This is a genomic window from Bacteroides sp. RTP31139st1_H2_RTP31139_211217, assembly GCF_040227615.1.
In the GTDB taxonomy this organism is placed as follows: domain Bacteria; phylum Bacteroidota; class Bacteroidia; order Bacteroidales; family Bacteroidaceae; genus Bacteroides; species Bacteroides uniformis.
Genome location: NZ_JBCNZM010000151.1, coordinates 1 through 11,870 on the forward strand (window position 1 = coordinate 1; position 11,870 = coordinate 11,870).

Here is an 11,870-nt window from a genome sequence, read left to right on the forward strand (position 1 = left end):
TGCCCAATGCAGTCTCCACTTTCTTGGAAACTCCCAAGAACGGGCAAATTCCCAAGAATTGCGACAATACGATGTTGTTTACAAAGATTGCCGAGATAAATATCAATATATATTCCATAATCATTAAATTAAGAATTAAAAACTAAAAATTAAAAGCCCGGCAGCCTACCGCCGATACGTTCTCAATTTTTTCATTTTTAATTTTTCATTATTAATTCTTCTTCATACTGTTGATTAAAGCAATGAGATAGCCCAATGCGATGAATGCACCCGGAGCAAGGACAAATACCAACATGCCGTATTCTTCAGGAAGGATACTCAAGTTGAATATCTTGCCGGTTCCCAGGAACTCACGCACGGCACCCAGTAATGTCAGTGCAATGGTAAAGCCCAAGCCCATGCCCAGACCGTCGAACAAGGAAGCCACCGGATTGTTTTTGGCAGCAAATGCCTCGGCACGTCCCAATACGATACAGTTTACAACAATCAGTGGAATGAACAGGCCCAGTGTGGCGTACAATGCAGGAACGTAAGCTTGCATTATCATCTGCAACAGTGTCACAAATGATGCTATGACTACAATGAATGAAGGGATACGCACCATATCGGGAATCAGATTCTTGATGGCAGAAATCACCACATTGGAACATATCAGCACGAACATTGTAGCCAGTCCCATACCCATACCGTTAATGGCAGAGGAAGTGGTACCCAGTGTAGGACACATACCCAGCAGGAGTACAAACGTAGGATTCTCTTTGATAATCCCGTTCATCATAACTTTAAAATTATTCATATCTTCTACTCCTTTCTCATTTAGCGCTGAGTGTATCCACAGCTTCGGGAGCTGCGGAATCAGCAGGTTGTTCAACATTCTTTTGAGTAGCGCCGGTAGTGCCGTCGGCAGTTTCCTGACCGGCATAGGCAGCATAAGCCGCATTCACTGCATTCAAAAAAGCACGTGAGGTGATGGTAGACGCTGTAATGGCATCTACTTTACCACCGTCCTTGCTCACTGTCAATGCAGCTTCACCCGGATTCATGCCGGTGATGTCACCTTTATTGCCTTTCTTGAACCAGTCGGCAGCCTTGGAACCCAACCCCGGAGTTTCCACATGCGACAACAAGGAGTAGTCGATGATTTTGCCTTCAGCATCGAAACCGACCAACACTTTCAGCTCACCGCCAAAACCCATGGCAACAGCTTCCACAGCAGCTCCGATATATTCTCCGCCTTTGGTGGCAGGATATACAGAATACTGTACTCCGTTTACTTCCTGCATCTTCTTCTCGGCGATGGGGTCATTGTCGAAGCCCGGAACCACCGCACTTACGGCATCGCTCAAGGTCTTTGCATTGGCCTGCGCAATGGGCTCCTTCGTCAATTCGTTTACATAAGCCAGCAACGCTACGGAGATTGCGGTAACGCCCGTAAGTACCAGCAACATATTCTTCAAGGATGATTCTAACTTTTTCATTTCTTCTTCGCTACCTCCCCAAAGCGTTTAGGTTTAACATAGGTGTTGATGAGCGGAGTGAACGCATTCATAATCAGAATGGCAAACGACATACCCTCCGGATATGCACCGAACAGACGGATGATGACAGTCAGTAGGCCGATGCAAACACCATAAATCAGCATACCTTTGTGGCTCATCGGAGAAGTCACGTAGTCCGTAGCCATAAAGACAGCACCCAGCATCAGACCACCGGACAACAACTGTACGACCGGGGATACATAAAGTTCCGGATTGACCAGATACATGATACCGGAGAACACGAATACCGTCACCAGAATAGATACCGGAATGTGCCAGGTGATGATTTTCTTCCACAACATGTAGAACAAACCAAGCAGCAGCGCCAAGGCACTCACCTCACCGAGACATCCTCCATTATTACCTATCAGAAGGTCGAAAGCTCCCGGAAGGTCGCTCAGGGACATGCCCGGAGCACCATTGATGACACCTTTCATAATAGCCAGCGGCGTAGCAGCCGTCGTGGCATCCGTATAGGCTGTCAACTGGCCTACAGCCGGCCATGTCGTCATCTGCACGGGGAATGAAAGCAACAGGAATACACGTCCTGCCAGTGCAGGGTTAAAGGGATTGCAACCCAAACCTCCGAAGGACATCTTGCCTACCCCGATGGCAAACAAGGCACCAAGGATGATAATCCAGATGGGCAGGTTGGAAGGCAGGTTAAAGGCCAGCAACACACCGGTAATGATGGCAGAGCCGTCGGTGATGGTTGTGGTCTCTTTTTTCATGAGGAATTTGCCGATGGCCCATTCAAAGAACAAGCAGGCTGCTACGGAAGTTGCCGTAACAATCAGCGCACCCAGTCCGAAAAAGTAAAGCGAAACGAGGAATGCCGGAATCAATGCGATAAGCACACCGTACATATTCTTCTTCACGCTGTCACCGCCGTGAACGTGGGGCGAAAGGGATACGATTAATTTATTCATACTTCGTTATTTTTTAGCTTGACGTGCACGGATCATCGCTCCTACCTTACCCTTACCCAAGCGGATATAATCCAGCATCGGACGGTTGGAAGGACAAGTGAACTGGCATGAACCGCATTCTATACACGACATAATGTCTTCTTTCTCTACTCTTTCAAAATCTCCGTGGGCCGAAACGGTAGCCAGCAGATACGGCTCCAACCCCATCGGGCAGGCTCCCACGCACTTGGCACAACGGATACAAGGCTGTACTTCGCCGCGCTTGGCTTCCTTCTCGTTCATAATCAGAATACCGGAGCTTCCTTTGGCTGTCGGTACATCCGTATTTACCAGAGCTTTACCCATCATCGGGCCACCGCCGATAATCTTACCCGTATCTTCGGGCAGGCCGCCGCAAGCTTCAATCAGCTGCTTCATCGGCGTACCGATACGTGCCAGGAAATTGGACGGCTTTGCCAACGACTTACCGGTCACGGTAATGACACGCTCAAACAGAGGTTTGTTCTTCTGTACGGCCTGGTAAACGGCAAATGCGGTACCCACATTCTGCACCACAGCTCCCGTGGAGATAGGCAACGCACCGGCTGCAACCTGGCGACTGATGACAGCATCAATCAACTGCTTTTCACCACCCTGCGGATATTGTACCTTCAAGGGTACCACCTCGATACCTGCATAGCTGGAAGCAACCTTCGTCATCAGCTGGATGGCATCGGGCTTATTGTTCTCAATGCCGATGAATGCCTTGTTCACCTTTACCGCCTTCATCAGAATGGATACACCTACCATAATTTCTTCCGCATGTTCCAGCATCAGCTGATGGTCGGCAGTCAGATACGGTTCGCACTCTACGGCGTTGATGATGACACACTCTGCCTTGAATGCAGGAGGAGGACACAACTTGACCTGCGTAGGGAAGCATGCACCGCCCAGACCTACGATACCGGCATCAGCGATTTTCTTCACGATTTCCTCGGAGGTCAGACTGCATTCCTTCACCAACGTTTCGGAACGGTCAATGGATTCTTCCCATTCATCCCCTTCTACGTCAATGAATATAGCAGGCTTGGCGTAACCGCTGGCATCGACAATCGTGTCAATCTTAGCGACTTTCCCGCTGACAGACGAATGAATGGCTGCTGATACAAAACCGCCGGGCTCGGCAATCTTTGTACCCACTTTCACAACATCACCTTTGGCAACGATAGGCTTGGCAGGAGCACCGATGTGCTGTCCCAGCAAGATAGCGGCCTTGGCCGGAATCTCTGCCTTGATGATAGGCTGATGTGCTGAAAGTTTATTTTCGTGTGGATGGACTCCACCAATTGAAAATGTCTTCAACATACAATTCTGTATTTTTAGTCGTTTATTTACTTTATTAATTCATACCTCAACTTGGGAAGTCTAAACCTCTGCTTTAGGAGTCTCAACCTCAGCTTTAGGAACTGCAACCTTTACTTGGGGAGCTGTATCGTCAGCCTTCGGTTTGCGCGGCGGGAAGTTGAGGGCAATGATTGTGTTTTGCGGACAAGCTTCCTCGCACTTGCGACAGGATTTACACTTATTGGGGTCAATGTAAGCCAGATTGTTTTCCAGCGTGATAGCCTCGAACGGACAAACCTTCACACACTTGCCGCAACCGATACATGCCACGGTACAAGCCTTGCGTGCTACGGCCCCCTTGTCCTTGTTTACACACTGTACGTAAATACGACGTGATTTCTTGCCTTGAGGACGGATTTCAATAATAGATTTCGGACAAGCCTTGGCACAAGCTCCACAAGCCGTACACTTTTCCTCATCCACTTCGGGAAGTCCGGTCTCCGGATTCATGTGGATAGCATCGAACTGGCAGGCAGCCACACAGTCGCCGCATCCCAGACAGCCATAACTACAACCCGTTTCACCACCATAGAGAGAAGCCGCAATGGCACAACTCTTGGCGCCATCGTATTGGTTCACACGAGGACGGTTGGCACAAGTTCCATTACATCTCACCACCGCAACCATAGGTTCGGCAGCAGCGGCATCCAAGCCCAGAATCTCGGCAATCTTTGTCATGACGGGCTGTCCACCCACCGGACAAAGTTTACCATCCAGCGAACCTGCCTTTACGCAAGCATCTGCAAATCCGCTACAACCGGGGTAACCACATCCACCGCAATTTGCCTGGGGAAGCACCTCTGCTACCTGGGCAATCCGCGGATCTTCATACACGGCGAATTTCTTGGAAGCCACGTAAAGAATAGCGGCCGATACCAGCGCTATAACTCCCAATGAAATCACTGCAATCAGAATTACATTCATAAATTAGTTGTTTATTAATTATTTGTTTTATTATTAGTTAGTTCATCGGTCGTACGGAGAATGAGAACTTCTTACCCATCCGCGACTTGTTCAGCCACAATATATAATAATAAGGTATAAGAAGTGCCAGCGAACAAAGTGCAGAACGCAGCTCGTCATTCCAGATAGCCATAAAGACAAACAGTGAGATTATCAGAATAAGGAAAGGAAATATAAAGGCAAACAGAACTGCCATCACTCCCATTGAAAGTTCGCCCGTCACCCATACACGGTCACCGGGCTGGTAGGATGCGGCATTGGCATCGGCCACATCGACAAGTTTCTCTTTCGTATCCGCAGAGGTACAATGCCCCTTGACACTACACGAAGCGCACGCTGAAGTCTGGATGATTCTCACTTGGAGATGAGAACCGTTTATGTTTTCCACAATACCTTGATGTTTTATAGTATTCGCCATTTTGCAAAGTGTGCATTACAAATCGCGGCAAATTTACGCATTATTTGTGAACTGCAAACCTTTCCTATGCATTTTCTGTGTTCGTAAACGTGCTTTTTCTATGTTTTTATGTTTTTTCACCTGCCACAGACTACAAAAAGACAAAAAACAGACGGTCTGTCAAGGAAAAACAGACCGTCTGACTAACCAAAACAGATAATCTGTTCACTCCGAACAGACCATTTGTTTATTTACCATTTATAATTGATACCGAAACTGAGCAATTCTTTTACCTGAAAATAGCTGTCCCCTTCCGTCGGCTTGGCACTGTCGTCATAGCGGGCGTGCACATAGAGCTTGGTGGAAAGATAGCGGTTCAGCACAAAGTTCACCGTGTTTTCCCATTCAATACGTGTCCACTCATAACTGGTCTGGAAGTCCAAGCGGGAATCCAGCGTGATGGAAGGAATGATGGTCCATGAAAGTGTAGGCTGTATCTGCGAACCGAAGTTATGCTTCACGCATTTGCCCTCATCAAGACCGAAACTCACTTCATTCACCCCCTTATTTCCTACATAGCGCAGCATGTACGTCAGCGGAGCCATGAAAACGGACAAGCTGAATTTCTGCTTCTTCAACTTGTAGTCCATACCGATACTGCTTGACCAGTCCGCCGGAGCAAAGAAAGCCGAAACCAGCTCTTCACTGTTGGCCTTGTAGCCATTGCAGAACTGGGTCTTAAACTCAGTCGTGATGGTATAATACCACTTGGACGCAGCCTGAATACCCAGTTTACTGTACAGCCGGAGTTGGTCGGTGCTTACCAGATAGTTATGAAACTCGTCGGAAGGTGCGGAACTGAAGCCCAGCTTGGCATCGAGCAGATTTTCCCACTGCATCTTTTCACGGTCATTATAGTTGGCAAACAGTTGCAGGTTGGCAAGCACGGCGTTAGTGCTCTCACCTCCCTTGTACCAGTTGTCGGAGATATAGTTCTGGGTAATCTGCAATGAACCGTTTCCACCGGTCACCCACCAGTTGGGCTTGTGGATAATCACGTCGGCTTCCTCCTTCACTCCCACCATATTCTCTTGTGCAAACAGTTTCACGACGGACGGCTTGGAAGAAACCTCCTTCTCTATATTATCCTTGAATATCTTCCCTTTCATCACCTCCTTCTCGGTCATTACAACCAGATTGGGACAATTCACATACGTGTTCAGCAGCGTACGGTCCACCAGTTTGTTGGCTCGGTCCTTTGAGGTAAAACTCAGTGTGTCGAACGGCAACATCTCGCGCGTCAGGGCAGGCACCGTATCAGGCACCTGGAAATGCCAGTCCACCTTGGAAAGGCGTCTCATGGGGGCATAATAATAGGTAAGGGGAAGGAACAACCTATAGTAGTTCGGATTGGAAGGTATATAACGCTCCGGAGTCGTGGGGTCATTCAAATAATCCAGCACTCCGATATACCTTTCATATAATATGGAAACAGTATCCAGCCTGTACCCCATACCTTCCGGTTTCAATTTCAGAATCATGTATTCTTTCATTATATCCGGCAAGGTGTCGGCTTTGGCAGTTGTTTCCTGTTCACTGTTCTTCGAGGCGGTATCCAGCGTATTCTGTGCCATCACCGACGAAGAAATCATCGTAGCAATTAACCAAAATGCAATGTGTCTATTCTTCATAATGCCCTAAAGTCTATGTTTCGAGCGCAAATTTAGCTTAAAATGTTTAGAAAACATAGAAAAGCCATAAGAAAAAGGCAAGAAGGACTTTCTTCGATGAAATCGTATTTTTTAATAATTGTTTCATCGAAACTTTCTCTACTTCCTCTTTTTTTTATAATTTTGCGCTTTTTAAGTTCTACGTGTACTGACGGGAGCAGTGCGCACCCTGAACGACAAGCCGTATAGGCTCTTGGCATTAGATTAAACAATTAATAAAATAATATAGTTGTGGGAGAAACAAAGTATATTTTCGTCACCGGTGGTGTTGCCTCTTCATTAGGTAAAGGTATCATCTCATCCTCCATCGGTAAATTGCTGCAAGCAAGAGGTTACAAGGTAACCATCCAGAAGTTTGACCCGTACATCAACATCGACCCGGGTACACTGAACCCTTATGAACACGGCGAATGCTACGTTACCGTGGATGGCCACGAAGCCGACCTCGATTTGGGCCATTACGAACGCTTCCTGGGCATCCAAACCACCAAGGCCAACAATATCACGACCGGACGCATCTACAAAAGCGTCATCGACAAAGAGCGCCGGGGTGACTATCTGGGAAAGACCATCCAGGTTATTCCCCATATTACAGACGAAATCAAGCGTAATGTAAAACTGCTGGGAAACAAATACAAATTCGACTTTGTTATTACCGAGATTGGCGGTACAGTGGGTGACATCGAGTCTCTGCCCTATCTGGAAAGCATCCGTCAGCTGAAGTGGGAACTGGGAAAAGACGCCTTGTGCGTACACCTTACTTATGTCCCCTACCTGGCAGCTGCCGGTGAGCTGAAGACCAAGCCCACCCAGCACTCCGTAAAGGAACTGCAAAGTGCCGGTATCCAACCCGATGTCCTCGTACTGCGTACGGAACATGAGTTGAGTACCACCCTGCGCAAGAAAGTGGCTCTGTTCTGCAATGTGGACGAAAATGCCGTGGTGCAGAGCATCGACGCGCCTACCATCTACGAGGTGCCCATCTTGATGCAGAGCCAGGGACTGGACGTTACCATTTTGAAGAAAATGGGACTTCCCGTCGGCGACACTCCGGGACTGGGACCGTGGCGCGCTTTCCTCGAACGCCGTCACAAAGCCGAAGAGACTGCCCCGCTGCACATCGCATTGGTGGGCAAATATGACTTGCAGGATGCCTACAAGTCCATCCGCGAGGCCCTTTCACAAGCAGGAACCTACAATGACCGCAAGGTGTCGGTAGACTTCGTGAACAGTGAAAAGCTGACGGACGAGAATGTGGCAGAAGCCTTGAAAGGTATGGCAGGCGTACTTATCGGTCCGGGCTTCGGCGAACGCGGCGTTGCCGGCAAGTTCGTAGCCATCAAATATGCGCGTACACACGACATCCCCACCTTCGGTATCTGTCTGGGTATGCAGTGCATCGCCATTGAATTTGCCCGTAATGTACTGGGCTACGCCGATGCCAACTCACGTGAGATGGATGAAAAGACACCGCACAATGTTATCGACATCATGGAAGAGCAGAAGTCCATCACCAATATGGGTGGAACCATGCGTCTGGGTGCCTATGAATGTGTTCTGCAGAAAGGCAGCAAGGCATACGAGGCATACGGTACCGAGCATATCCAGGAGCGTCACCGCCACCGCTACGAATTCAACAACAGCTTCAAGGAGGCCTACGAAGCAGCAGGCATGAAGTGTGTGGGTATAAACCCCGAATCGGATCTGGTAGAAATTGTCGAAATACCCGCATTGAAGTGGTTTGTCGGTACCCAGTTCCATCCCGAATACAGCAGTACGGTATTGCATCCGCACCCGCTGTTCGTAGCATTCGTGAAGGCCGCCATCGAAAATGAAAACGAAAAGAAATAATTTGTAATAAGTAATTTGTAATCAACAAAGAATGGATAAAAATACCATCACAGGTCTTGTTCTGATAGCGATATTGTTAGTAGGTTTCAGCTTTCTGAGCCGTCCCAGCCAGGAGCAGTTGGAAGCACAGCAACGTTACTACGACTCCATAGCCCAGGTGCAACAGCGCGAAGCCGACTTGAAAGCCAAGGCGGAAGCAGCCCTGGCCAACGAAAGCGGAGCGGAAGCAAGCGTTGACTCCACTGCCCTCTTCTTCGACGCCCGTCAAGGAACCAACTCGCAGGTAACCATCCAGAACAACCTGGCAGAAATAACCGTAGATACAAAAGGCGGGCGCATAGCTTCGGCCACGCTGAAGGAATACATGGGACAAGACAAGACGACCCCCGTCACACTGTTCAGCGGCAATGACGCTTCCATGAATTTCCTCTTTTACAACAAGAAAGAGACTATCCAGACGGAAGACTATTATTTCACCGCAGTAAACCGTACGGACAGTACCGTCACCATGCGTTTGTCGGCAGACAGCAACAGCTATATCGACTTTACCTACAGCATGCACAATGACACATACCTGATAGACTTTACTATCCAGGCAGTCAATATGGAAGGCAAGCTGGCCGCCACCAACAATTATGTGGACATCGAGTGGTCTCAGCGTGCCCGTCAGATAGAGAAGGGTTACACCTACGAGAACCGTCTGGCTGAGCTGACTTACAAAATCGCCGGAGAGGGTACCGATTATCTGTCTGCCAACAAGAACGACGAAAAGGAAGTTCCGGAACGCCTGGACTGGATTGCTTTCAAGAACCAATTCTTCTCTTCAGTATTTTTGGCAGATGCCGACTTTGAAAAGACCAAACTGAGTTCCAAGATGGAGACTCAAGGCAGCGGCTACATTAAGGACTATTCTGCGGAGATGAGCACGAAGTTCGACCCTGCCGGCAAGGAACCTACCCAGCTGTTCTTCTACTTCGGCCCCAATCACTACAAGACTCTGACCGCACTCGACAAGGGGCGTGACGAGAAGTGGGAGCTGAACCGTCTGGTCTATCTGGGCTGGCCGCTCATCCGCTGGATAAACAAATGGTTCACCATCAACATCTTCGACTGGTTGTCCAGTTGGGGGTTGAGCATGGGTATCGTACTGTTGTTTATGACGTTAATCGTAAAAGCTGTAGTATTCCCCGCAACGTGGAAAACCTACATGTCATCCGCCAAGATGCGCGTACTGAAACCGAAAATCGACGAGATAAACAAGAAGTACCCCAAGCAGGAAGATGCCATGAAGAAGCAGCAGGAAGTGATGGGCCTCTACAGCCAGTACGGAGTCAGTCCGATGGGCGGATGTCTGCCGATGCTGATACAGTTCCCTATCTTGATGGCCTTGTTCATGTTCGTGCCGAGTGCCATTGAACTCCGCCAGCAGAGCTTCTTGTGGGCAGACGACCTTTCCACTTACGATGCGTTCATCAACTTCCCGTTCCATATCCCGTTCCTGGGAAGCCACCTCAGCTTGTTCTGCCTGCTGATGACGGTTACCAACATATTGAACACGAAGTACATGATGCAGCAACAGGATACGGGTGCCAATCCGCAGATGGCTGCCATGAAGTGGATGTCATACCTGATGCCTATCATGTTCCTCTTCATATTGAACGACTATCCTTCGGGATTGAACTATTACTACTTCATCTCTACGTTAATCAGTGTGGTAACAACGCTCATCATGCGCAAGACAACCAATGAGGAAGCCCTTCTTGCTCAGTTGGAAGCCAACAAGAAAGACCCGAAGAAGATGAAGAAAACCGGTTTCGCCGCCCGTCTGGAAGCCATGCAGAAACAGCAGGAACAGATGATGAAAGAGAGACAGAACAAAAAGTAGTAAGACTACCGTTCAAGATATTCTTTTGCAGAAAGCCGGACAATGACATTTGCCCGGCTTTCTTATCCTTACACCAACGAAAAAATTCACAGACTCTAAATTATGCAGACTAAATACACCTACAAACAGATCTGGCTTATAGCCTACCCCATCCTAATCAGCCTCCTTATGGAGCAACTGATAGGTATGACGGACACTGCCTTCCTCGGGCGTGTGGGCGAAGTCGAACTGGGAGCATCTGCCATCGCCGGTGTCTTCTACATGGTCATCTTCATGGTTGCCTTCGGTTTCAGCATCGGGGCACAGATACTCATTGCCCGGCGCAACGGCGAACGGCAGTATAAGGAAATCGGTGACTTGTTCTATCAGGGCATCTATTTCCAAGTCGGAATGGCGGCAGTCATGTTCCTGCTATCCTATTGCTTCTCACCGATTATCCTGAAACGCATCGTCGCTTCGGAACATATCTACGAAGCAGCCACCAGCTACCTGCATTGGCGTGTATTCGGTGCCTTCTTCTCGTTCAGCGCAGTCATGTTCCGTGCCTTTTTCTTGGGAACCACCCAGACCAAGACACTGACACTGAACTCCATCGTCATGGTGTTGAGCAATGTCGTATTCAACTATATCCTGATTTTCGGTAAATTCGGTTTCCCAGCGCTCGGCATTGCCGGAGCCGCCATCGGCTCCTCACTGGCCGAGCTGGTTTCGCTGTTATTCTTCATCCTCTATACCCGCAGCCGCATCGACTGCCGCAAGTACGGGCTGGATCGTATTCCTAAGTTCCGGCTGGACGTATTGAAACGGATGCTGAACGTCTCTTTCTGGACCATGATACAGAATTTCTTCTCCCTCTCCACCTGGTTCCTTTTCTTCCTTTATGTGGAGCATTTGGGAGAGCGCTCGCTGGCAGTGACCAACATTGTCCGCAACGTGTCCGGCATACTGTTCATGGTACTCATGGCGTTTGCCTCTACCTGCGGGTCACTGGTCAGCAATCTCATCGGTGCAGGCCACTCCGATTGCGTGGCAGGCACCATCCGGCAGCACGTACGCATAGCCTACGTCTTCGTACTTCCGCTGGCATTGCTTTTCGCGGTGTTCCCCAAGCTGATTCTGGGAATTTATACCGACATACCCGACCTGCAGGACGCTGCCGTACATTCGCTCTGGGTGATGTGCTCCACCTATCTG

11 protein-coding genes are annotated in these 11,870 nt (G+C 48.9%); 3 read left to right on the forward strand and 8 right to left on the reverse strand.

Features of this window, described 5'->3' with window-relative positions; genetic code table 11:
* The 8 genes from ABUA47_RS19210 to ABUA47_RS19245 form a co-directional block, all read right to left on the reverse strand.
* Nucleotides 1-118, reverse strand: a 118-nt coding sequence (locus ABUA47_RS19210) for an Rnf-Nqr domain containing protein (RefSeq protein WP_349831909.1), incomplete at its 3' end; no start/stop codon positions are given.
* Nucleotides 119-211: 93 nt separating this feature from the next.
* On the reverse strand, nucleotides 212-796 hold the full coding sequence (gene rsxE / locus ABUA47_RS19215; RefSeq protein WP_005829138.1) for an electron transport complex subunit RsxE: 585 nt from the start codon (nucleotides 794-796) through the stop codon (nucleotides 212-214).
* 16 nt (nucleotides 797-812) lie between these two features.
* Nucleotides 813-1,478 carry an RnfABCDGE type electron transport complex subunit G gene (locus tag ABUA47_RS19220; protein ID WP_005829140.1) on the reverse strand — a complete coding sequence of 222 codons (666 nt, stop codon included), beginning with the start codon at nucleotides 1,476-1,478 and terminating at the stop codon, nucleotides 813-815.
* Nucleotides 1,475-2,467 carry an RnfABCDGE type electron transport complex subunit D gene (locus tag ABUA47_RS19225; RefSeq protein WP_005829143.1) on the reverse strand — a complete coding sequence of 331 codons (993 nt, stop codon included), beginning with the start codon at nucleotides 2,465-2,467 and terminating at the stop codon, nucleotides 1,475-1,477. Before ABUA47_RS19225 ends, ABUA47_RS19220 begins: the two co-directional genes overlap by 4 nt.
* A 6-nt stretch (nucleotides 2,468-2,473) precedes the next feature.
* Nucleotides 2,474-3,811: an electron transport complex subunit RsxC gene (rsxC, locus tag ABUA47_RS19230; protein WP_005829145.1), complete on the reverse strand. Its 1,338-nt coding sequence runs from the start codon at nucleotides 3,809-3,811 to the stop codon at nucleotides 2,474-2,476.
* 60 nt (nucleotides 3,812-3,871) lie between these two features.
* Nucleotides 3,872-4,774, reverse strand: coding sequence for a Fe-S cluster domain-containing protein (locus tag ABUA47_RS19235; protein ID WP_005836987.1), 903 nt, complete (start codon nucleotides 4,772-4,774; stop codon nucleotides 3,872-3,874).
* Between the two features lie 37 nt (nucleotides 4,775-4,811).
* A complete protein-coding gene (locus ABUA47_RS19240; RefSeq protein ID WP_005836985.1) occupies nucleotides 4,812-5,231 on the reverse strand; it encodes a SoxR reducing system RseC family protein in 420 nt (139 codons plus the stop codon).
* Nucleotides 5,232-5,461: 230 nt separating this feature from the next.
* Complete coding sequence (locus ABUA47_RS19245; RefSeq protein WP_035448468.1) at nucleotides 5,462-6,901, reverse strand: DUF3078 domain-containing protein; 1,440 nt, start codon at nucleotides 6,899-6,901, stop codon at nucleotides 5,462-5,464.
* 270 nt (nucleotides 6,902-7,171) lie between these two features.
* On the opposite strand from ABUA47_RS19245, the gene ABUA47_RS19250 reads away from it, so the two are divergent.
* From ABUA47_RS19250 to ABUA47_RS19260, 3 genes are all read left to right on the forward strand, one after another.
* Complete coding sequence (locus tag ABUA47_RS19250) at nucleotides 7,172-8,791, forward strand: CTP synthase (protein ID WP_005829157.1); 1,620 nt, start codon at nucleotides 7,172-7,174, stop codon at nucleotides 8,789-8,791.
* Nucleotides 8,792-8,822: 31 nt separating this feature from the next.
* Nucleotides 8,823-10,676, forward strand: a complete 1,854-nt coding sequence (yidC, locus tag ABUA47_RS19255) for a membrane protein insertase YidC (RefSeq protein ID WP_035448466.1) — start codon at nucleotides 8,823-8,825, stop codon at nucleotides 10,674-10,676.
* Between the two features lie 102 nt (nucleotides 10,677-10,778).
* Nucleotides 10,779-11,870 (forward strand): MATE family efflux transporter (locus ABUA47_RS19260; RefSeq protein ID WP_349831908.1); only part of this gene is annotated, 1,092 nt, incomplete at its 3' end.

Excerpts from the sequence above, each read along its gene's own strand:
- rsxE (WP_005829138.1), bottom strand. The coding sequence starts at position 796 with ATGAATAATTTTAAAGTTATGATGAACGGGATTATCAAAGAGAATCCT.
- ABUA47_RS19220 (WP_005829140.1), bottom strand. The coding sequence starts at position 1,478 with ATGAAAAAGTTAGAATCATCCTTGAAGAATATGTTGCTGGTACTTACG.
- ABUA47_RS19225 (WP_005829143.1), bottom strand. The coding sequence starts at position 2,467 with ATGAATAAATTAATCGTATCCCTTTCGCCCCACGTTCACGGCGGTGAC.
- rsxC (WP_005829145.1), bottom strand. The coding sequence starts at position 3,811 with ATGTTGAAGACATTTTCAATTGGTGGAGTCCATCCACACGAAAATAAA.
- ABUA47_RS19235 (WP_005836987.1), bottom strand. The coding sequence starts at position 4,774 with ATGAATGTAATTCTGATTGCAGTGATTTCATTGGGAGTTATAGCGCTG.
- ABUA47_RS19240 (WP_005836985.1), bottom strand. The coding sequence starts at position 5,231 with ATGGCGAATACTATAAAACATCAAGGTATTGTGGAAAACATAAACGGT.
- ABUA47_RS19245 (WP_035448468.1), bottom strand. The coding sequence starts at position 6,901 with ATGAAGAATAGACACATTGCATTTTGGTTAATTGCTACGATGATTTCT.
- yidC (WP_035448466.1), top strand. The coding sequence starts at position 8,823 with ATGGATAAAAATACCATCACAGGTCTTGTTCTGATAGCGATATTGTTA.